This window comes from Candidatus Methanoperedens sp. (assembly GCA_027460535.1).
Lineage (GTDB): Archaea > Halobacteriota > Methanosarcinia > Methanosarcinales > Methanoperedenaceae > Methanoperedens.
On sequence record JAPZAR010000031.1, the window covers coordinates 70,293 to 91,726 of the forward strand.

A 21,434-nucleotide genomic window follows, 5' to 3' on the forward strand; every position below is an offset into this window, starting at 1 on the left:
CCGCGATCCTGAACACAGGCGAACCGGAAGTCGCCTTTTATGATGCAACTAACTAAAATAGTTTAAAAAATTGCCCCTTTATTTCCTCAATTTTTTCATCATTTAACTGTGCAACTACTTTTCTTATGATCTTTTTTTCAACCGTAAAGATGGAGTCCACTTTTACATAACTCGGGTCGATATCAAGTGCCCCTTCTTCCAGGTCCTTTCTCTCTATTTCCACGTTCCACCCGTCTTCTCTGGATCTTGATGTTACCCTCATCACCAAAACGTCCATGGAGTTTTCATTATATTCAAAATTGCTGATTACCAATGCAGGTCTGAACTTAGTTTCCTTTAAGTTACTATAAGAAAAATCAACAAGTACAATGCTTCCCTGTTTTAGCATCATTTTTAAATTATTCCTTAGCCAATCTTCTGGCAGTGTATTCCTTCCAAACCTTATCTTCGTTCTCCCAGTCTATTTTTTTTGGGATTATATCGACTTTTTGAAGTATAACCTTGCCAGCTTCAATAGTAACATCAAGATAATCGCCTACATTAATATTCAATTGTTCTCGAATGGACTTGGGAAGTGTCAACAGTCCTTTTGAGGATATCTTCACTAAATCACTCATATCTTAGATGTTAGAATTCTAAGATAATAAGCTTTTCGGGCTTCAACCCCATGTCTTGCGTATCTTGCTATGTAGGCATTACTGTAAATCTCTTTTCTTTGCTTTTGGTCGATGCAAGAGTCAGATCATTCAATGAAAATAAGCGGATTTTTTTCTCTTCGGCAAACCTTTTCGCCTCTTCCGTGAATCCTCTTCTTATCACCACAGCATAATGGTTCTTCCGTTTTTCATCACCCCATTCAACTCTTTCAGACTTTTCCAATAGTTCCTCCATGATCCTTATATCACTCTCTTTCTCCTGCCACTCGCATTCGCAGAACAGGATATCTCCTGTGGCCTCATTTGTAGCAACGATATCTATTTCATCGTCCATGCGCCACCATTTTCCCCATTTCGTTAAAAGCGGTAGTTCTCCGTTCAGGGATAGACTTTGCAAAAGTTCAATTGAAACATCCTCAAAGATCGAGTCCAGGTATTCATTGAAATCCCTGTTTATCATTTCAAGAACGATATCAGGTCTTCCTATCTCGATGAGGGAAGAGTTCGGGTAAATGTATCTGAACCAGAACCTGAAGAAATAATCCTTTAACGTGTAATTACCAACGCGTGTGGATTTTTCTTTTGATAACGTTACCGGTATGTCTCTCCTGATTACATTCAATTCTATCAGTTTTGAGAGGTACACAAAAAGTTTGCTTGTGGATACGCCGGAAAAATTAGAAATTTCGTTGAACGTGCTTTTCCCCAGAGCCACGGCCTTGAGGATAGAAAAATAATTGGCAAAATCCTTAAGCTCCTCCATCAGCAGGAACTTTGCCTCTTTGTAAAGAAACGCGTCCTTATCAAGGAACGCCTTCATTACATTCTCATGCAAGGTTTTGCTGCGGTCGAACTCCTCCGCGTAGCGCGGTATGCCCCCCAATGCTGCATAGGCGCCCAGTATGCTTTCTTCATCCCAATCATCGAAAAGTCCCCTGAAATCAAGATAATTAAGCGGTTGAAGGTCTATCTGTCCTGTGCGCCTTCCATATATCGGGCTTGCGTAGGAAAGCGTTATTTTCTGCATCATCGAAATGCTCGAGCCGCACAGGATGAGCTTCAGGTTCATTTTCTTCCATTTTTCATCCCAAAAATACTGAAGTATCGATATAAAATTTGGATTTGTCTTATGGATGTAAGGAAGTTCATCTAAAACCAGCACCATCCCATTTTTTTCAATGGATTTTGTGAGGTAGTCAAAGAATGCCTGCCATGTATTGAAAGGATTGTTCTTGAGGAACTCATCTCCCAGCGAAATTCCGGCAACAGTTGAATAGATAGCCGAAAGCTGGTTCTCCTTCTGGAGTTCTCCAAGTAAATAGAGCGCATTTAACGGGCTGCCTGCCATTGATTCCTTGATCAATTCGGTTTTACCCACCCGCCTCCTGCCGTATATTATTATTAATTCGGATGACCCGGAGGAATATTTCGCTCTAAGGAATCCCAATTCCTTTTCACGGTCAACAAATCTATATTTCACAGTGAATAATTAATTTACGGGGTAATAAGACTTTCGATTAACATAATATGAATTATCATAATTTAAATTATGTTATTTTATAGCCAGCTCCGCCCGCATCACCTTCATCACGCCATAGTCTCCCATCCAAATATTTCTTGTTTCAATCATGTTAAGCCTCTTCTCATAATAAGGCGCATCGAGCACTAGCGTTTCATATTCGCCTCCCTCCCCGGCGATGTGCACCCTGTATTTCCTGTGAAGCGTCTTCAGGTCCTCGACCATCTTCTCATCAAAGCGCCGCCCGAGCCATGATTCGTCCATGCCGGCAGCAGCGACCTTGACCATCCTGATATCCATGCACTTTATCATTTCACGCAGTAAACCCTCCGGCTCCTTATGCCACAGGGGGGCGTACATTTTCAATCCAAGTTCCTCGCAAATGCGCCTTACCCGTGAGGCCTGGTATTCCGATTCGATCGCTCCGACCACAACACCTTCAACCTTTACATTGCCCAGGGCTTTTTTCAGGTCATCGAGTTCTTTTTCTTTCTCACCAGAAGACATCATTGATGTAAGAGGGATACCGCATGCCTGCGAAATCAGCCCTGTAAGATGGATGTTCGCGGAATGGAACATGTATGAGTCTTCATTCGCAGGCACTATTGTAACAAGGTCTGTGACCTCATGACCTTCCTGCAGAGCCCTTAATATTGCAAAGGACGAGTCCTTGCCACCTGAAATAAGCCCAGCCAGCCTCATTTTTCTTCTGTACGCTTCTTCTTTTCTTTCTTCTCTTTCCCACCCTCGAACTCTTCCACATCCACAACATCAAGCGGGGTGCTTTTCAATGCCTTGCCTATAGTGGATTTTGCTATTCTCGCAGCGTGTTCTTCGCTCTCGGCGTCATAGACCTTCATCTCAAGCAGGATTCCAACAAGCGCAGTACCAGCGGCCATGAAAACGCTGTCAAATGCCTCACCGCAAGCAGGACAGCTTGTTGCACCGACCTCGATCTCCACGAAGTTAAGATCAGGATTTAGCTGCTTTCCAACCTCGGAGATCGCGATATTCATCGCATCTTCAACACTTTCCACACTCTTCACAAGCCAGGCGGCTTCAAGTGTAACAATATAATTGGTCATTTGGTATTCCTCTCTTAGATCGTAAATAGACTCTCATCGCTCACTTTAAAAACACCGAGTTTCACGCCCGCATCCAGCCAGGCATGGCCATAACTGAAACAGGCCAGGGCATTAACAAGGTCCCCGCCTTCAATGAAAAACTTGCCGTCTTCATAATACGAATTTGCCATGTTTATAAAATCATCCGAAACTTTTCTCAAATGAGAATGTTCCTGTGGAGCCAATTCCACAGCCGAAAGCGCTTTGCGTAGCATGCTCTCATATCTTTTAACTTTCTCTTCAAGAACAGCAGGTTGTCCCATTTCTTCGTAGTATAGTGGCAAGATATGTAAAGGTTGTTGTAGAAAGATTTACAGAGGAATTCACGGCGGCAGAAATGTTAATAGAATAGGTAGAGGATTACAAGATTTTTGGATAGGATAGGAAGTGAATCTTATAAGAGTTATTAATCCTCTACAAACGCTATTTTCTTTTATCATATAATAGTATTTTTCCAGAATTATACCCAAATTAACACCAGAATTAGCTTTAATCTTCAAATGCATGGAATTGAATGGCACTGTTTATACCCGGATCCTTCTTTGATAGAATTACTTCATTGTTACAACAAGACTTTTCCCTGAATGAGAGATTTATAAAAGGAGCTAAGATTTATCAGGAACTGACTTCTTTTTCATGCAGATCTTTTGCTCTCACACCAATATTACCTTTCTTATGTCATCCAATAAAATAATAGCGGGTTTCAATTTTCTGTCCCGGGGTATAAAATGTACGCACCAATCATCAATGTCCGTCATTTTTCCTTTATATATACTGCCACGTCCGGTCTCTATTTCAATAACTTTATTCAAATGCTTTGTCAGAAGATGGCTATGTACCATAATATTTTTTATAGCTACACAATTCCATAATTACTATTGAGAAAAGTAGTGTTAAGGGCATCCGAGGAATACTGGTGTAAAACCAACGGTCATCCACTAAAATATTTTTGCCCTTTCTTTTATACGTTCTCCCACTTTGATCTTATCCGAGTTTTTTTCTTTGGAAATGATTTTGTCTTCGTCGGCTAATATGATTTTTCTGATGTCATTCCATGAAATAATTGCAGGGTTTAAATCTTTGTCGTCGGAATAAAATTCAATACCCCAATCATCCAGATCTAGTATCTTCCCGCTGTATAGTGTCCCGAGACCTGTTTCTAACATTATATTTCTATTTAAATACTTCATTAGAAGATGCCTTTGTAGCATAACAGTTGTTTAATATATTCATTATATTTAAAATCCTTCATGCGCATTATGTATATCCAGCCTCATAAATCTTTTAAAAGTATGCTTTGCGAGATAACAAAAGAAAGAGTTTCTGGAAAAGATGACCGAATAAAAATAATGGATCTGGGTGTCCAGTCCGGCTGGTCAGCATAAAGGATTAATTCCCTGAAGGATATGAATTATTCTGTATTTTATTACTAAAAATCAGTCATTATCCTGTACTGGTCGATCTCCGGCTGTTTCAGCTCCTCTATGAACTGCTCTGTCATGGAGCGCACATCTTTGGCCTTCGTGATCGCACGGCCGACCACTATTATATCCGCACCTGCCTTGAGGGCATCCTTGACCGAATCCACACGGATTCCGCCTGCCACCGCGACGAGCAATCTCTCTGATAGCTTCTTCATTGCCGGGATATCTCCCCATGCATGTTTTGCCTTGTTCTCGGTATCAATAGCCCTGTGGAGTTCCACGACATCAGGTTTGATGGTGAGCTTCTTTAGCACTTCGAGCGGGTTTTCAACATTCAGCATATCGATAACTGCGTAGATGCCGGTCTTCTTGGCTTCCTTTATCGCCTTTTCGATAGTAGAAACGGGCGCTAATCCGGAGATCACTATAGCATCAGCAGTAGCATCCGCCACCATGCGCGCCTCAAGGTTGCCTGTGTCCAGGGTCTTCAAATCCGCCACCACAAACGCATTCGGCCTCACTTCCCTTATGGATTGTACGACTTCAACGCCATATCTCTTGATGAGTGGGGTACCGGCTTCGATAATAAGATGATCGCTCTGGGGTATCTGCTTTAATATGCCTTTGACCGCCTCAATATCTGGAATATCTATAGCCACCTGCAAATATGGCGGGTTCCATAACCTGACGACCTTGAATCCCATTACCGGGTGCATAGTTCTGTCCTTTTCGTACATTACGGTCTTGGTATCCGGGAATCCCTGCATCGCTCTTTCAATTGCGAGCTTCGTGGCGCCGTAATTGTAGCGATATATCTTATTGTAATCTTTCGCTTCAGGATGGATGAATACACTGACCACGATGCTTAAGTCCTCCACCTGGTCTTCCGGGATTACGCCTTCCTGAACGGAATCCGCCACCGCTCTTGCCACCGCACTTTGCGCAGGACCGAATATCTGGGCTGCCTGCGCCATGTTCTTGACCGTTACTTTCGGTACGATGAGCGTGGCAGGTTTTGTGAGCAGGTTCGGCCTTATGACAGATAAAAGCGGTGTGTGCCCTACGGATAACTGTGTAAATCCGTTCGCAAAAGCCGTCCCAACAGGGCCTGTTTTCTCTCCAATGATCAGATCAATATGAGCCAGTTCTGGTTCCTCGCCGATTAAAGCCTCGCCTACTAAAAACACTTCAATACCTCTGGGCCTTTACATAGATAATTTAGTATATATAGGTATTTCTAACGCATAAGATCCAGAGAGAATGCGCCTCTGCTTGTTAATAATCGTTCTAACTTAATCTTTTTTTCGAATGACTATCTCCCAGTCGGTCTTATTTATCTGCCTTACATTCAATACCTCGTGACCATCGGCTTCCATGCCCCGTGGCACCTCCGTGACTGCCGTAGGGTCATCCACGATCACCTTGAGGATTTTACCCTTCCCGAGGTTATGCAGCGCCTGTTTAGCATATACAAAATTATATGGGCACACATTCCCCTTCGTGTTGATCACTTCATCTATTTTCACATCTGCAAGGAAAGTTCCATTAATATATGCCCGCGTCCTCTCTTCCTTCGGGTTTTCAAAAACCTCATTTGCAGGACCATGCTCTACGATTTCGCCGAGGTATAGGTGGATCACATAGTCAGCAAGCCTCATGGCCTGGTGGATGTTGTGGGTGACTATCACGATGGTGTAATCAGTCTTGAGTTTGAGGAGCTGCTGTTCGATATGCTGCGATGAGACCGGATCTAAAGCCGACGTGGGCTCGTCGCACAGGATTATCTCAGGCTCGACGGCAAGCCCCCTCGCAAGGCAGAGCCTCTGCTGCTGACCTATGGAAAGTTTCGATGCAGGTGACTTTAAGCGGTCTTTCACTTCATCCCAGAGACCGGCGATTTTCAGGTATTTCTCTACTATTTGATCCAATTTTTTCTTGTCTTTGGTGCCGTGCACCCGAGGTCCATAAGCCACATTATCGTATATCGACATCGGAAGAGGATTTGGTTTTTGCGGCAGCAGTCCCATTCTGCGCCTCACATCAGTGATATCAACGCTGCCGTTAAGGACATCTATGCCATCGACAATTATTTTCCCTGAAGCTCTTGCTCCGTCCGTGAGATCAATAAGCCTGTTGAAACATTTGAGTAAGGTGCTCTTCCCGCATCCACTCGGTCCTATGATCGCTGTTATCTGCTTTTCCGGTATTTCAACTGTTATGCCTTTTAAAGCCTGATGATCGCCGTAGAACGCATTAACATCCTGGATACTGATATGACTTTTCAAATTTAATCACCTTATAATGTTTTTCTTGAATTTCCTGGATAAATACCGTGATGTTAAACTGAGTGCAAGTACTATTAATAGAAGTATCAGTGCGCTTGCATACGCACGTTGCTGCACCTCGGGGAAAGGCGTTCCTAACTGGAAAAAAACAGCAAGCGGCAATGAAGCCACAGGGTCAAAAAGCGAGCGCGGCAGGCTGTCTGTATAGCCTGCTGTGAACAGAATAGAGGCGGCATCTCCGATCCCTCTGCCGAAGGCAAGGATTACAGCAGTCACTATCCCTGGAAGCGCCTGTCTCACCACTACGCCAGTGGTGGTCTCAAAACGCGTTGCGCCGAGGGTATAAGAGGCTTCCTTCAATTCTGCAGGGACCATTTTTATTACCTCTTCCATGGTGCGGATCATTATGGGCAGTTGCAGTAAAGTCAGGACGATTATTCCACCCAGAAGCGATGCTCTCATGCCAAGATAGAGCATGATAATGAAACCGAATGCTCCGTAAACGATAGAGGGAGTGCCCCAGAGTACGTCAAGTGAGAGCCTGATGTAATATGCAGCCTTTGTTTTTCCGATATAATCTTTTTGCAGTGACAGCGCCGCAGGCAGGCTTATCATCAACGCAAGGATCAGGCTGCCAAACGCCAGGTACAGAGAGCCCACTATGGCATTCAGAATGCCTCCCTCTTTTCCAAGATAGTACCCACCCTTGGGCAGCTGTGTAACCATAGATAGCGAAAGAGCAGGCGCACCATTCCAGACAATGACACCAGCGACCATGAAAAGGCTGCCCACCACTATGGCCAGCGATGATATCATAAGAGCCTTGAATATCTTTTCCTCACGAAGTTTATCCATGCATCCCCCTCTCAATGCGTATCAATATCAGTCTTGCGCCAAGAGTGGAGAAGAGAATGATCAGCATCAATATGAGAGCGGCAAGCAGCAGGGCTGAATCATACATCGGTATGGACATCATTTCCCCGTAGTTATTGGCGATAAGTGCAGGGAGAGGATAAGCCGGATCGAATATCGAAGAGGGTATTTTCGCCACATTCCCAACAACCATGAGGACAGCCATCGTCTCTCCGATCGCTCGGGAGAAGCCCAATATAACCGCGGCTGCTATGCCCGGTATCGCGGCTCTTATCACAGCATGCTTTATTGTCTGCCACCGTGTGGCCCCAAGTGACAGGGATGCTTCCCTCACATCAAATGGCACTGCCTTGAACACCTCATATGAGATCGAGATAATAATGGGGAACACCATGATAGCAAGCACGATGCCGCCGGCAAGCAGGCTGTAACCGGTGGAGTAGCTGCCGCCGCTCAACAGGGGTATTCCCGAGTTTCTGAATAATGGTGCGATGGCTGCTACAAGAGGTACAATGGCCAGCACCCCGAAAACTCCGAATACCACAGGGGGTATGCCTGCAAGCAGGTCTATCAGGGGCAAGATCATTGACTTCAATCTCTCATTGGCATACTCCGCAAGATAGACCGCACTCAGGATAGAGAGGGGTACTGCGAAGACCATGGCAAGCCCTGTTACATAGACCGTACCCAGGATGAACGGGTAGAAGCCAAACTCACCCTGGGAGGGAAGCCATGTACTTCCGAGCAAAAGATCCCCCAGCGATTTCGTTTCGAGGATTGGCTTTGATCGCAGGTAAAGGGCAATAGCTACAATAAATACAAGAATGCTTGAGAATATAGCAGCAACCAGCATTAGCCTACCTGCAATGGCATCCTTTAGTTTTCTAGTATTCATGAGTTATACACTTTTTACTGAAATAAAAAATATAAGGTCAAGTTTTTCCCTTAACCTTTCATTCAACTTTTTTCAACTCACCGTTAAGTGTTTCATTGGACAATTGTATATAGCCTGCTTCATCCACGAATTTCTGCCCGTCTGTGAGAACCCATCTGATGAATTCAGACGTAATTCCCGTGGGCTTTCCTTTTGTCACAAATAATTCAACTCTCGCTGGTGGACTCGGGAAGACACCTTTTTTAATGGCTGCAATTGTTTTCTCCTTGGTGCTTATATTCTCATCAGGATCAACAATACCGTTCTCATTCACGTCGAATGGTATTACCTGAATGCCTGATACTGGCTGCCCGGTTATCATATCAAATGCATAGTTGTAGTTGTTATATCCTATTCCCAAGGGGTCTTTCTGAACCGCAGCAAGCAGTCCGGGGTCACCGTAAACCCCTGTGCCTTTGAGACTTTCCTGTTTCCCTCCCAGGTACTTTGCCCAAATATCAGAAGCGCCCGATGCATCGCTTCTCGTATATACATGAATTTCTGCTTTATTTTCAGTCCCGACTACATCGCCCCACGTATTGACAGTCCCGTTGAGATACATAGCCGCAAAGGTCTTTCTTTTGACACCCTTACTCAGGAGATCGTTAAGCACCGGGTTTTTTGCGTTGACTGTGGCTACAACGGCATCCTTGGTCACACCGATCGGATATGCGCCTTTCTGGATCTCCGAGGGATCAACATCTCTTGATATCATGCCGATGTCGACAAGCCCGCCAAGCGTGTCAGCCATGCCCTTGCCCGCACCGCCAGCGGAGATGTCGATTCTCACTTTGGGATGCAGCTTCTTGAACTCCTCGCCCCAGCGTACAGCCATGGGATACAAAGCAAATGCGCCCGAAAGCGTTATAGTGCCCTCAAGTTCCTGCGAATTTACAGTGGTCTGTGCAGCCGTAATTCCAGGTGATGTAGTGACAGCTGGCTTGGCCTGGGTCTCAGACTTTGGATTACCGACACATCCTGATAATAATGTCCCGATCAAAACTGTAATCAAAAAAATAGTAACAATTTTTGCTTTCATTAATTCCACCTCGAATTCCTTAAAATGCTCTTCTGTTTTTGCAGGAAATCCCGGATATGTAGATACTCTTCACTGCGTTTTCCATAACTATGCATTAAATTGCTGTCATCTTTGACGGCAAAGACGATCCCTTCTTAAATTCATTCTTAATTCACCTGCTTAGGAAATAAGCAACTGCAAATGGGCAGATGCATATAAATATGCAGAGAAACAGGCGATAATTGGAGCGATGATTACAAAAACCGAATAATTGCGGCAAAAAATGGAACTAATTTAAACCTGCGTAATCCATTACCGCTTTCTGGTCATTCAGGAATTTAACTATCTTATCAAACTCAACATCATTTTTGGATTTTTCAGTTTCTACTTTCATTCGACAGGGGTTGTTTATCCGGGAAGGCGTGCATATTTTTTCGATCATATTAATCGTAATTGAAAGATTATGCTGGTGGATATATATAATTACAGAAAGAGGCAGATGTTGACACAATTGTTCTGATTTTTACATCTCTATTAAAACAAGATCGAATTTAATACCCATGCAGGATTGGCAGAATCCCAGGAATTCCTTTGCATTAACAGACATTTCATCATAGAGGGATTTGGATATATAAAAAATAATTTGAACCTTTCCGGGATTGCCTGCAATTCTCTTTTTTATCTCCCCATGAAGTTCCTCAAAAAGAGATACAAGAGTCTTGAAGTTTATCCTTTTCAGGATACGGATGCGCCCCACTCCCGTCTCATCTACCCAGATTCTGTAATTGGCAGATTTTCTAACAAAAACATCCATATCATTCATAATATACTCTAATACCTCTTACTGGCCTGGACATCCCATCTCACATCTTGCGCTAAAGACCGTCTTGCAGAAGCTGTTATATCGAGCTGTTCATAGATATATTCACGCAGGTACATATCTTCGATATTTTCTGCATCATTTTCGATCTCATGCTGGCGACTAAGAATGTTTCCAAGTTCTATTTGTGCATGATGCCTGCTTGTACGTTGCCAGCTTCCTTCAATTATCGAAAGCGAGCGCCTTAATCTTTCAAGGCCGATCCTTATTCGACGGTATTCCGGTCTTGTCAGTCTTTCCTTTGCATAGTTCTCAAATGGCGATTCTCCTTGTATTTCCTCTGTATTTTCATCTATTTCCGGTACTTCACCATTCCATTTGTCATGGATGGCAAAAACGATCCCTTCTTTGATTGAACATATTTTTCACTTCTCTTTCTATATAAAAAGATGATATATATATCCCTGAATATGCAGGCAGGTTTTGTCACCATCTGAACAGAACCGGAATTATTGCGACAACAATTGCCTGGTAGGTTAAACTTATGCTGATACTCTTCATAAAATGGTTTAAGTGATCAACCATGAGGGATATTTTGTCAGGTGATGGGTTCAGTTTGACGGATACAGGCATTCCAGGTAAAGGATTGGGAAATTATAGTTCGATTAAGATCGATGGTTTCTCACCTTCGATGAAACTTGTTCTTAATATACTTGAAAACCATGGGCCACTGACACAAAAAGAGATAACTAAAGTTACCCGTCTTCCCACAAGAACAGTGCGCTATGCCTTGAACAGATTAAAACAAGAAGATATTTTAGAAGAGCGTGAATATTTCCAGGATGCCAGACAGTGCCTGTATCAGATAAAATGACTTTTTAATAAAATTTGTTTGAGGTAATAATTGCCTTTGTCTTCCTGAAAACCAAATGAATTTGTCAAATTTGGCTCATTTACTCGATTTAAATATCTATGAAAACTATGTTGTTTTGGTGATAAAATGACACTACAAGAAAACAGAAGGGATTTACTTTGTCCCCGGAATAGAATACAGTAAAAACGAAAAGGCTATCAACCCTGCAAAAGAAAGTGATCCGGAGAAAGCATTGGGCGAAATTGGGGGTAATGCCCGGATGCATGATAATGTCTGGTGGCTTATATGAAATCGACCCAACAGTACAAATGCCCGAACTGTATGCAGGTGATATCGATAACGAGTGCGGATTTCATAAGAGGAATCGCATTGGCATCATGTGGTGACTGCGGCAGGAATGCTTTTGCCATAGACGAAGTTCTGTTGAATGGGTAAACAAAAATGGGGCGCATTAAATTATCCTATCCATTAGTGCCCCCCCTTTCCCTATTTTTTGAGGTAAGATATGAATTATACTAGTGAAGAAAGAAACAAAAATGAAAATCCCGACGAAGATGAAGACCTGAGGCGCTTCCTGCGGGGAGGCTTCGGGGCAAAGTGAGCGCCTGGGATTTCGATATACGAGATCGAAAATATGAGGTAATTTTTTCCTTAATAGATCCAAATTCAGAAGATTTCCGGATAAATATCCGATTTGAGGCTGTAAAAAAGTTTGGTGTTGGACAATTATGAATAGAACACAGATGACACGGATTTGACGGATTTTCACGGATAATTTCAATCCGTGCGCATCCGTATCATCTGTGTAATCTGTGTCCCGTCTCGGTTCGTCATTGTTCAGCAAAAACCATCCGAACAACTTCAACACGAAGAGATTTTACACCATCTCCGATTTGAAAGGTTAAATACACATGCCAGATGATTGGCAATTGTCAGTAAGGGCAATAACGGAATGTGTCCGCTGGGTCACATTTCGCCTCCTATCTATTTTTACATCTTAAAAAATCAGGTCAATTGCGACAACAATTGCTCGAATAAATAGCTTTATAAACGATAAATCCAATTTTAAGTCGGAGAATTTAAAAATGAATTTTAGAAGGAATCGTCTTTGCCAATAATGGCCTACAGATTGAACCGAATAAGATAGATCATTTACCGCCATCAGCAAAACTTGTTTTCAAAGTGCTTGAATCGAGCGGCTTTTTAACACAGAAAGATATTGTAAAGCAAACCTATCTTCCAGCCAGGACAGTGCGCTATGCCCTGAACAGGCTGAAAGAAGAAAAAGTATTGCAGGAGCGCTTCTATTTCCAGGATGCGCGGCAGAGCCTGTACGGGCTGAACTTTAATGCCCCGGAGGTGGTTACTGGTTAGCCACTTCCTATTTTTAGAATTTTGCGCGTTCGACTTAATCTTTGCGAACTTTGTGCTCTCTTCGGTGAACAAAATCACACTCCACAAAGCGTATCGCCAGGGTGGCGGAGCGGCTACGCAATCGCCTGCAGAGCGATTTCATTCCGGTTCGAGTCCGGACTCTGGCTTATATCTTATTTCTTTTAATAAGGATTGAACTGTTCGTATAGAATCAGAGGGTTTAAACTGACCTTCCTTTATCTTCCCTTCCGTTACCAGCCAGTCTATCCAGAACTGAGCGTCGCTGTCAGCTAAAAGTGCATGCTCCCTTAATCCAAAGCCCTTCCAGTACCGGTCGCCAAAGGCACCGGAGGTTTCTGACAGTAAAAATTTCAGCCTGCCTGTAGTTTTCATTTCAGTTTTCACTATCAATCAGCGGACTTCATTTTTCTGCCACTGCAAAAATCGTATTATATACATCCTCGACTCCTTCAGGTGTCCTTCTGTTCTGTTCAAAATAAGTTATTGATTTTTTTACCATTTACAAGGCTCCTTTTATTCGGTCACGTTTTCCTGATAAAGATGTGGTAAACTCCCTTTTTTATCACGACATCAATGAACTCATGACCCGATTTTGTTATCCATACATCGATATTCTGCCAGGCTTCAGGATCATTTGCTATCACTTCAAGCACTGCGCCTTTTGGCAGCGTTTCTACTTCCTGTTGCGTTCTGATAAGAGGATACGGGCATTTTTCACCTCTGACATCAAGCTCATATTCTGGAATTATCGCCAATTACTTCACCTGCTTTATTTTTTGAAATACGGGTTAAATTCATTGGTGTAGATATCAGAAGGCTTCAATTGGCCGTTCTTTATTATTCCATTTTTGGCAAATATATCAAACCACCACTGCACATCTTTATCTTTTATAAACCCGTGCTCCCATGTCCTTTTAGGACTCCAGTATTTTGCCAGGTCAGGATTCCCACCTTGCTTTTTATATATCTCAGCGACAATTTTTTCAGCTTCTTCGGGGTTCTCTGCCGACCAGTCATACGCCTTAGCTATTGCAGCAACAAATCTTTTTACAGCCTCAGGATTTTGTTCTATCAGGTCCTCCCGCACTCCATAGACATACAATGCAGTCTCACCCCGTACGTCATAGTTAGAAAACAAAACTCTTGTATCCCCTCCATCCAATAATTTATCCGAAAATGGTGAATTTGCTGCAACTACATCGACCTGTCCGCTCTTCAAAACCTGCTCGTGCTGAGGCCACGGGACTACGATCAACTGGACCTGGTCGATGGAGGGCCCATTTTGCCTCAGGTATTCTCTTGTAACATAGTCTCCCTCAGCCCCCAGTCCATTTACAGCGATTTTTTTGCCAATTAGGTCCCTGGCGCTTTTAATGCTGCTGTTTTTCAACACTATCCAGAGTATGCCGGGTTCCTTCACATTTTGCCCCTGCCCTGCTACCACAACTTTGAGCCTCGCACCTCTATTAATTGCATTTATCCACGGCTGCCAGGCAGAGCCGGCAATATCAATGCTTCCAGCCAGTAGCGCCTGCACACTTTCTGTACCTACCTGTGTAGCCCCGATTATTTCAAGTTTAATACCCTGCTCCCTGAAAAACCCTTTCTCCTCAGCGATATCGATAGGGAGCGCAGAAGAACCCAGGTTACCTGTAGTTCTAAGTGTGAGCAGGTCTTTTTGTATGGCAGGTGTATTATCAATAGCTCTTGTTTCCTTTTTCGAAAACAATCCAGATCCAGCCGCTGCGGCAATCAGGACTACTAATACCAGTGCAGCCGAAAAGAATTTCAATTTTTTTTTCATTATGAACCTCGCTTATTTTTGGGAATACGGGTTAAATTCCTCAGTATAGATATCAGAAGGCTTCAATTGGCCATTTTTTATTATTCCATCCTTGACAAAAATATCGAGCCACCACTGAATATCCGTATCTTTTATGAAGCCATGCTCCCATGCCCTCTTAGGACTCCAGTATTTCGCTAACTCAGGATTTCCTCCCCTCTTTTTATATATCTCAGCAACGATTTTTTTAGCTTCCACTGGATTCTCTTCCGACCAATCATATGCCTTTGCAATCGCGGCAACAAATCTTTTTACGGTTTCAGGGTGTTGTTTTATCAGCTCCTCACGCACGCCGTAAGCACCCGATGCTGTTTCACCCCTAACGTCATAACCTGAGAATAGAACCCTTGTATCGCCCCCCTCCAGTAATTTATCCGAAAATGGTGAATTTGCCGCAACTACATCCACCTGCCTGCTCCTTAAAACCTGCTCGTGTTGGGGCCAGGGTACCACGACCAGTTGAACCTGGTCAATAGAAAGCCCGTTCTTTTTCAGATATTCTCTTGTAATATAATCCGACTCTGCCCCGAGTACATTTATTGCTATTTTTTTGCCCACAAGGTCTTTAGCGGTTTTAATCGTGCTGTTTTTTAGCACTATCCAGAGTTGGCCCTGAAACTCTGCATTTTGCCCGAAAGCAGCTACTACAGTTTTGACCTTGCTACCTCTGTTAGCGGCATTTATCCACGGCTGCCAGGCGGATGAAGCAAAATCAATACTTCCCGATATCAGTGCTTGCACGCCTTCTGTACCACCTGTTGTACTCCCGAGGCTTTCGATTTTAATTCCCTGTTCAGCAAAAAAGCCTTTTTCATCGGCGATATCATGGATACCTACAGAACCCAGACTTACCGTAGTCCGAAGGGTGGTCAAATCTTTTGATGTACCAGGCTTATTTACCTCTGCCTCTTTTTTCGAAAACGACCCAAATCCGGCTGTTCCGGCAACCAGTATTATTATCACCAGTGCAGCCGAAAAAAATTTCAAATTCTGTTTCATAAAATCCTCCTTAGATATTTATTTCCTCTTTCCAGCCGGTAGCTTTCTTCTCCAGCCAGACAAGAGCATAATTAAGAGCAAGCCCCAGCACGACTAAAGTAACGATTGCAGCGTACATCTCAGGAATCATGAAGTTGTACTGCGAATTTATGATGAGAAACCCCAGCCCTGATTTGGCGCCGATCATTTCTGCAGCTACAAGAACCACAAGAGATATCGAAGCGCTCATCCTGATACCAGAGGCTATTGACGGTATCGAAGAAGGCAGCACTACTTTCCTGAAAATGAAAACGTTCGAAACAGCCATGGACCTTGCAGATTTTATCAGGAGCGGGTCAACATTTTTCACTCCGCTTATGGTGTTTATCAAAATCGGCCACAGTGATGCTTGAAAGAGTAGGGCGACCTTGGAGGCTTCGCCTATCCCGAGGAAGAGTATGAAAACAGGGTATAACGCCAGGGTTGAGGTATTCCTGAAAGCCTGGATTAAAGGATCGACAAACCTTTCAAACAGTTTATACCATCCCATCAATATCCCGAGCGGAATAGCCACCAGCACTGCAAGAGCAAATCCCAAAAAAGCCCTCTGCAGGCTTATCAGTATATGTTCTATCAAAATACCTGAAGAAAGCATTTTTATAAGCGCCGCTACCACTTCGGAGACCGGGGGAAGAAAAGCGCGGTCTACTATACCTGCATCAGGCAATATTTCCCAGAGTGCAAGGAATATCACTATTATTAAACTTCTCTGGATGCCGTTTCTCAGAAAGGAGATGCCTTTTATGAAGTTCTTTTCCATCTGCCTACGCACCCGCTTTTTGAATTAATTCACTTCGAACAGCGTGCCTGCAACCAACTTCCTGCTGGGCTTTCGCGACCTCACCTTTTACCAACCCCCAGATATCGTACCTCAATTTTGCAAATTCAGGTGAGGATTTTGTTTCTTCATCCAGCCGTGGTCTGGGAAGATCTACATCAACGATATCCTTTATTACACCCGGCCGTGCAGTCATTATCGCAATGCGATCTGCAAGGAAGACAGCTTCATCGATGCTGTGGGTCACGAATAAGATCGTCTTATGTGTTTCTTCCCATATCCTCAACAGCTCTACCTGGAGGATCTCCCTTGTCTGTGCATCCAGTGCCCCGAAGGGTTCATCCATCAGTAAGACATCAGGATCATAAGCAAGCGCCCTTGCTATTGCAACGCGCTGTTTCATTCCACCGCTCAGTTCATACGGGTAGTGGTTCTCAAAGCTCGATAATCCCACTAACGAGAGATATTTTCGTGCGATAGCTTCTCTTTCGTTTTTAGGCGTTCCTTTAGCTTCCAGCCCGAATTCCACATTCTCAAGAGCCTTTCTCCACGGGAACAGGGCATATCCCTGGAAAACTATCCCCCTGTCCAGAGCAGGGCCGTTTATGGGCTTACCATCGATATAGATTCTCCCGCCGCTTGGCTGGGTCATACCACCCACTATGTCAAGGAACGTTGACTTTCCGCATCCGCTTGGACCTACCAGTGCCAGGAATTCTCCTTTTTTGATTTCCAGGTTCACGCTGTCCAGAGCCAGAAGTTGTGAGTTCCCGTTCTGCCTGCCGTTGGTCTTTGTCTTGAATATTTTTGTGATATTTTCTGCCAGGATCTTTGACATGGTTCTCCTTCGATATCCTTAAGTTTTGCAGGCACTATTGGCTACTGCTTCCTACTTACCCCATAATTGGTTTTATCTGAGAAACTTTCACTTACCTCAGTATCTCGATAAAAGACTCGATACGGTTCTCTGACTGCTCCAGCGCCTCCATGCGCCCCAGTTCACCGACCTCGATGAATGTCGTGGGTACTCCGGTCTTTTCTTTGATAATATCCGACATCATTCTTGCCACCGCGGTCTGGAAATTGCAGCCCCAGTTGTACATGAATACTACACCATCAGCTCTTGATTTCTTCACCTGCTCGGCTGTCCACTCAGCCCTCTTCTCTGTAGGCTGCTCGTAGGGGAAAGAGAGTATTGCTCTGCCAAGGTTCTCATATGGGTCTCCGTTTTCCATGACGTCGGAACTCACAGAACTCCAGTTATCATCGCGCCCGACAAGTACGCCTCCGGCTTTCTCAACGTGGTGCGGATTCGGGCCCACGCATGAGCCGCATACGAACAGACGCTTCGGGTCGTCAACAAGCCCTGTGCCTATGACCGAATGTTTGACCCTTTCCTCGACCTCTTTCTTTGTCTCTTCCAGAACTCCCACGGTCGCAACAGGGTCTCCCACGAAATCGTTCGCAAGGAACGGTACGCCGTAAAAGTCCGTACTGTTTATCGGGGGTACCTTTGCCGACCACCAGAGTTCGATAATATCACGAGCCAGTTGGCGTCCTTTGTTCTCAAGCTTTATCTCCTCCAGGACATCTTTATCTGTAACCTCTTTTCCTGATGCATCACTGATTTTTTTAGTCAGTGTACGGAGCATAGTAGCGAGATAACTCAAAGCCCATTCCTTATTTTCATTTTCAATAGGGTAATCCACAAGATACCTGGGAACCTCGCCGTTTTTACTGCGGTGGGATTCAACAAGGTAAGCCATGTCGGAGCAGCGTAAGCAGAGGTAAGGGGCGATCAGGTCAACAGGCACGACTTTATCATCAATAGCTGCGTGGGCTGCGATCTGGTTGCATGCTTCTATGCTTATCTTTTTCCTGCCTGATTCAAGGATTTCCAGCCCCCGCAGATCAGCCTCCCTGAGATTCAATCCCTCCTGCATGGTTCTTGCCCACTGCATCACGAACCCGGGTCGCAGCGGTATTCCGCCAGCCGCGTAATAAGGGTCCATGGACTGCCCGCCCTGGATCAGAACGACGGGCACGCCTCTACCATGAGCCTCTAACAGGCGGTCCTTAAGAGTAAGGGTCAGGTAGCCCCTTTTGATGCCGCCGAAGAACTCCACGTCATCAGAAAGCCTGCCGATATGGTTGGCGCTGCTGTCAAAAGCGAACGGGAACCTCTTCGGGGCTTCCCTGGTCATGAAGGCCCAGACCTGTGACGCTGGAACGCTTGTTCCATCCCTGAAATTTATGTCCTCGGTCTCAGCAAACTGCGGCTCCAGCTCTGCCGGATAACTGAACAGTCCGTTATTGCTCATGCTTCCACCTCTCTGTCATGTTTATTTCGTATCATCTCAACGAAAGCCTCCGCTCTGGTTCTTATTGCTTCGATATCAGAGCGTGCATACTCGGTATGGATCTCAAGCAGGGGTATGCCCTCTTTTTTGAGGACATCTTTCGTCTCACCTGCCTTGAACGTGAAGGGGTCGCAGTAACGCAGCGTATGGTAAATTACTCCCTGCGCCTTCTGGTCATGGATCTGTTTTTTCAGGTTCTTAAGCCGCCTGTCCGTTTTCAGGTCAAGGTACGGAAGCGCTGCATGGGGAACTCTGTTGATATAAGCATCCGCTATGCCTTTTATAGACGGCTCCTTAATATCCACATGCAGGAAGGGGCTAAGACCTGACCACAGGTCATCGCCCACAATCCTGCCCCCAACCTGCTCGATAATATCTAAAAGCTTTGAATCTCCGGGAGGTATTATGCTTCCCGACAGCAGGATGCGGGCATCGCCATTCAGTTTTGCTGTTACCGGAGCGCCGTGTTTTTCTTTCAGCTCTTTTAACAGCTCCTGTAATAACGAAAAGTACTGCTCCCTGTCGAGGTAATACCCTGCGTGTATTACATCAAAAACCTCGCGCCATTTGATCGGAGCATCAACCGCAGCCTGATATCTGTACAGTTTTCCTATGGCTTTTCTTATGCCATTGTAAAGTTTGATGGATTCAGCGAGCTTGTTCTTATCAAGTTTATTTCCTGAGAATTCTTCCAGTCTATGTGTGAAGGCTTCCAGTTCTTTCCAGAAATATTCCTGCCCTTCAGGCAGATAGAAATTTCTCGGCACACCGAGGATGACCGTATTAACCTTGAAATAATATTTTATAAGCTCCGCCATGCGGTACATCTGCAGGCAGGTAGCATCTATCGCCACCATATCCGTGTTTTTAATATACGGGTCCTGGTTCTCAGCAAATAGACCGACGCTCTCCCTTACGAAAACGCAGTTTTTAGTTGAAATATACCTGGCGCCAATCTCAACCAACCTGTCATCCCCCCCTTTCCCCAGCCTGACAGGGATCAATCCAAGCGCATGGATTATTTCTTCAGGAATATTGTAATTGAACCATCCCACAACATTTGCTCCATTTTCCCTTGCTTTGGCGAGCTCTCCGGGTCTTTCCTTTACAGCCTCGTCGATCTTTTTTAACGTATCCAGCGCCATTTTTACACCTTTCCTCCGTAGCTTTTTGCAAGTATTGCCGCTCCCAGCGCCCCAACCAACTGCGGATCGTATTCCGGTGCAACTATCTTAGCCTTCAGCACTTCTTCGAGTGCAGATTTCATTCCCACATTCTTTGCCACCCCGCCTGAGAAGAACACATCACTTTCCAAACCTACGCGCGAAAACATCCCGGATACCCTGTTCGCAATGGCATGGTGGATTCCTTTGAGGATGTTCTCCGGTTTCTCGCCTCTTGCCAGCAGGGAAATAGTCTCGGATTCGGCGAAGACCGTGCATGTGCTGCTCATGGGCACGATTTCTTTTGCTTTCAGTGCTAAAGGACCAAGATCATTAAGTTTAACCTTGAAAACATTAGCCATTACTTCAAGGAATCGCCCTGTGCCCGCTGCGCATTTATCATTCATGGCAAAATCTATGACATTGCCATCCTCGTCCAGGCGGATCGCCTTGCAGTCCTGTCCCCCCATATCGATTATTGTTCTTGTTCCAGGATGGAGATAATGGGCGCCTTTTGCATGGCAGGTTATCTCGGTTACGGTCTTGTTTGCATACGGGGCTGAAATTCTGCCATAACCTGTAGCAACGATATATTTCAGGTCATCACGCGTCAGTTTTGCCGCATCAAGCGCCTTCTGGAGAGCCTTCAGGCCATTCTCTTCCGTATTTATCCCAGTTGGAATAAGACCGTGGCCAAGTATAGTGCCGTTGGATACGATCACAGATTTGGTCGTTAGCGAGCCCACATCCACACCCGCAAATATTGGTTTATCATCTATTTTTTTTGTCATATTATACTCCTAATGTAGAGTAAACACACTATACTCTATTCTTATAATACTCTTTAGAAATCAGCAACTGCAGCCTAATTTATTCCAAATCCTGCATCATTGTGGCAATATTTTCCGAATCAATTCTGTTTTCTGCCGTCTAGAAAGTATAGAACGCCAGGGTACCAAATGGAAGCATAAACCCCAGAAGAATCACCTGCACTCCAAAGGCATCCCCTATTATCCCTCCAAGCATAGGCCTAAGAATAGCGCCAGTGCTGGAGCCAAGGAATGGTGATTCTATCTTGTCCTTTTCTCCATCAATATTTCCAAGCTGTGTAAAATCAGGGTTAGGCAGCCCGGAATGTATTCCAAGGATTAATGAAGCCATTCCAGGTTGGGTGATATCTTTTCCTAATCCAGGTCTCCCTCAGTTGAGCCGCCTTCGTAAAAAAGCTGTCTGTAGAATAGTGAAGCAATGGGCTGAATCTATCTACTGAGGCTATCCCCGCGAGATCATCACCCACATGGAAAGTATTTTTGCGTGCGCTGCGAATATT

General features: G+C 44.5%; 26 protein-coding genes, 1 tRNA gene and 1 pseudogene. 4 read left to right on the forward strand and 24 right to left on the reverse strand.

The window, feature by feature from the left end:
* Positions 1 to 52: 52 nt before the first annotated feature.
* The 14 genes and pseudogenes from O8C65_14580 to O8C65_14645 all read right to left on the reverse strand — a co-directional run bounded on the left by O8C65_14580 (position 53) and on the right by O8C65_14645 (position 10,656).
* Positions 53 to 391 (reverse strand): type II toxin-antitoxin system PemK/MazF family toxin, encoded by a 339-nt coding sequence (locus O8C65_14580; protein MCZ7358144.1) that lies wholly within the window; start codon positions 389 to 391, stop codon positions 53 to 55.
* A 7-nt stretch (positions 392 to 398) separates the two neighbouring features.
* Positions 399 to 617: an AbrB/MazE/SpoVT family DNA-binding domain-containing protein gene (locus O8C65_14585; GenBank protein MCZ7358145.1), complete on the reverse strand. Its 219-nt coding sequence runs from the start codon at positions 615 to 617 to the stop codon at positions 399 to 401.
* Between the two features lie 67 nt (positions 618 to 684).
* Positions 685 to 2,136 carry an ATP-binding protein gene (locus O8C65_14590; protein MCZ7358146.1) on the reverse strand — a complete coding sequence of 484 codons (1,452 nt, stop codon included), beginning with the start codon at positions 2,134 to 2,136 and terminating at the stop codon, positions 685 to 687.
* Positions 2,137 to 2,208: 72 nt separating this feature from the next.
* On the reverse strand, positions 2,209 to 2,877 hold the full coding sequence (locus tag O8C65_14595) for a TIGR00289 family protein (GenBank protein ID MCZ7358147.1): 669 nt from the start codon (positions 2,875 to 2,877) through the stop codon (positions 2,209 to 2,211).
* Positions 2,874 to 3,260 (reverse strand): DUF555 domain-containing protein, encoded by a 387-nt coding sequence (locus tag O8C65_14600; protein ID MCZ7358148.1) that lies wholly within the window; start codon positions 3,258 to 3,260, stop codon positions 2,874 to 2,876. The genes O8C65_14595 and O8C65_14600 overlap by 4 nt, the downstream gene beginning before the upstream one ends.
* Before the next feature lie 14 nt (positions 3,261 to 3,274).
* Positions 3,275 to 3,562 carry a DUF357 domain-containing protein gene (locus O8C65_14605; GenBank protein MCZ7358149.1) on the reverse strand — a complete coding sequence of 96 codons (288 nt, stop codon included), beginning with the start codon at positions 3,560 to 3,562 and terminating at the stop codon, positions 3,275 to 3,277.
* 675 nt (positions 3,563 to 4,237) lie between these two features.
* Positions 4,238 to 4,465 (reverse strand): hypothetical protein, encoded by a 228-nt coding sequence (locus O8C65_14610; GenBank protein MCZ7358150.1) that lies wholly within the window; start codon positions 4,463 to 4,465, stop codon positions 4,238 to 4,240.
* Positions 4,466 to 4,728: 263 nt separating this feature from the next.
* Positions 4,729 to 5,910 carry a bifunctional 5,6,7,8-tetrahydromethanopterin hydro-lyase/3-hexulose-6-phosphate synthase gene (locus O8C65_14615; protein MCZ7358151.1) on the reverse strand — a complete coding sequence of 394 codons (1,182 nt, stop codon included), beginning with the start codon at positions 5,908 to 5,910 and terminating at the stop codon, positions 4,729 to 4,731.
* A 105-nt stretch (positions 5,911 to 6,015) separates the two neighbouring features.
* Positions 6,016 to 6,249 carry a sulfurtransferase TusA family protein gene (locus O8C65_14620; GenBank protein ID MCZ7358152.1) on the reverse strand — a complete coding sequence of 78 codons (234 nt, stop codon included), beginning with the start codon at positions 6,247 to 6,249 and terminating at the stop codon, positions 6,016 to 6,018.
* 9 nt (positions 6,250 to 6,258) lie between these two features.
* Positions 6,259 to 7,008: pseudogene (pstB, locus tag O8C65_14625) on the reverse strand (phosphate ABC transporter ATP-binding protein PstB).
* 6 nt (positions 7,009 to 7,014) lie between these two features.
* Entirely contained in the window at positions 7,015 to 7,863 is an 849-nt protein-coding gene (pstA, locus tag O8C65_14630; protein MCZ7358153.1) for a phosphate ABC transporter permease PstA, read from the reverse strand.
* Positions 7,856 to 8,776, reverse strand: a complete 921-nt coding sequence (gene pstC / locus O8C65_14635; protein ID MCZ7358154.1) for a phosphate ABC transporter permease subunit PstC — start codon at positions 8,774 to 8,776, stop codon at positions 7,856 to 7,858. The genes pstA and pstC overlap by 8 nt, the downstream gene beginning before the upstream one ends.
* Before the next feature lie 58 nt (positions 8,777 to 8,834).
* A complete protein-coding gene (locus tag O8C65_14640; GenBank protein ID MCZ7358155.1) occupies positions 8,835 to 9,854 on the reverse strand; it encodes a substrate-binding domain-containing protein in 1,020 nt (339 codons plus the stop codon).
* A 502-nt stretch (positions 9,855 to 10,356) separates the two neighbouring features.
* Positions 10,357 to 10,656 carry a hypothetical protein gene (locus tag O8C65_14645; GenBank protein MCZ7358156.1) on the reverse strand — a complete coding sequence of 100 codons (300 nt, stop codon included), beginning with the start codon at positions 10,654 to 10,656 and terminating at the stop codon, positions 10,357 to 10,359.
* 580 nt (positions 10,657 to 11,236) lie between these two features.
* On the opposite strand from O8C65_14645, the gene O8C65_14650 reads away from it, so the two are divergent.
* The 4 genes from O8C65_14650 to O8C65_14665 all read left to right on the forward strand — a co-directional run bounded on the left by O8C65_14650 (position 11,237) and on the right by O8C65_14665 (position 13,068).
* Positions 11,237 to 11,527 carry a helix-turn-helix domain-containing protein gene (locus O8C65_14650; protein ID MCZ7358157.1) on the forward strand — a complete coding sequence of 97 codons (291 nt, stop codon included), beginning with the start codon at positions 11,237 to 11,239 and terminating at the stop codon, positions 11,525 to 11,527.
* A 285-nt stretch (positions 11,528 to 11,812) separates the two neighbouring features.
* A complete protein-coding gene (locus O8C65_14655) occupies positions 11,813 to 11,962 on the forward strand; it encodes a hypothetical protein (protein MCZ7358158.1) in 150 nt (49 codons plus the stop codon).
* 747 nt (positions 11,963 to 12,709) lie between these two features.
* On the forward strand, positions 12,710 to 12,901 hold the full coding sequence (locus O8C65_14660; GenBank protein ID MCZ7358159.1) for a helix-turn-helix domain-containing protein: 192 nt from the start codon (positions 12,710 to 12,712) through the stop codon (positions 12,899 to 12,901).
* Between the two features lie 95 nt (positions 12,902 to 12,996).
* A tRNA-Cys gene (locus tag O8C65_14665) sits at positions 12,997 to 13,068 on the forward strand.
* On the opposite strand, the gene O8C65_14670 is transcribed toward O8C65_14665, so the two are convergent.
* From O8C65_14670 to O8C65_14715, 10 genes are all read right to left on the reverse strand, one after another.
* A complete protein-coding gene (locus O8C65_14670; protein ID MCZ7358160.1) occupies positions 13,040 to 13,294 on the reverse strand; it encodes a hypothetical protein in 255 nt (84 codons plus the stop codon). The two genes, O8C65_14665 and O8C65_14670, sit on opposite strands and share 29 nt — an antisense overlap.
* Before the next feature lie 149 nt (positions 13,295 to 13,443).
* Positions 13,444 to 13,677 (reverse strand): sulfurtransferase TusA family protein, encoded by a 234-nt coding sequence (locus O8C65_14675; protein MCZ7358161.1) that lies wholly within the window; start codon positions 13,675 to 13,677, stop codon positions 13,444 to 13,446.
* Between the two features lie 14 nt (positions 13,678 to 13,691).
* Positions 13,692 to 14,726: an ABC transporter substrate-binding protein gene (locus tag O8C65_14680; protein ID MCZ7358162.1), complete on the reverse strand. Its 1,035-nt coding sequence runs from the start codon at positions 14,724 to 14,726 to the stop codon at positions 13,692 to 13,694.
* Between the two features lie 12 nt (positions 14,727 to 14,738).
* A complete protein-coding gene (locus tag O8C65_14685; GenBank protein ID MCZ7358163.1) occupies positions 14,739 to 15,764 on the reverse strand; it encodes an ABC transporter substrate-binding protein in 1,026 nt (341 codons plus the stop codon).
* A 10-nt stretch (positions 15,765 to 15,774) separates the two neighbouring features.
* Positions 15,775 to 16,563 (reverse strand): ABC transporter permease, encoded by a 789-nt coding sequence (locus O8C65_14690; protein ID MCZ7358164.1) that lies wholly within the window; start codon positions 16,561 to 16,563, stop codon positions 15,775 to 15,777.
* A 4-nt stretch (positions 16,564 to 16,567) separates the two neighbouring features.
* Entirely contained in the window at positions 16,568 to 17,419 is an 852-nt protein-coding gene (locus O8C65_14695) for an ABC transporter ATP-binding protein (protein ID MCZ7358165.1), read from the reverse strand.
* 91 nt (positions 17,420 to 17,510) lie between these two features.
* Positions 17,511 to 18,902: a 2-hydroxyacyl-CoA dehydratase family protein gene (locus tag O8C65_14700; GenBank protein ID MCZ7358166.1), complete on the reverse strand. Its 1,392-nt coding sequence runs from the start codon at positions 18,900 to 18,902 to the stop codon at positions 17,511 to 17,513.
* Positions 18,899 to 20,086: a 2-hydroxyacyl-CoA dehydratase family protein gene (locus tag O8C65_14705; GenBank protein MCZ7358167.1), complete on the reverse strand. Its 1,188-nt coding sequence runs from the start codon at positions 20,084 to 20,086 to the stop codon at positions 18,899 to 18,901. Before O8C65_14705 ends, O8C65_14700 begins: the two co-directional genes overlap by 4 nt.
* A 2-nt stretch (positions 20,087 to 20,088) precedes the next feature.
* Complete coding sequence (locus tag O8C65_14710; protein MCZ7358168.1) at positions 20,089 to 20,895, reverse strand: acyl-CoA dehydratase activase; 807 nt, start codon at positions 20,893 to 20,895, stop codon at positions 20,089 to 20,091.
* A 139-nt stretch (positions 20,896 to 21,034) separates the two neighbouring features.
* Positions 21,035 to 21,265 (reverse strand): hypothetical protein, encoded by a 231-nt coding sequence (locus O8C65_14715; protein ID MCZ7358169.1) that lies wholly within the window; start codon positions 21,263 to 21,265, stop codon positions 21,035 to 21,037.
* Positions 21,266 to 21,434: the final 169 nt, after the last annotated feature.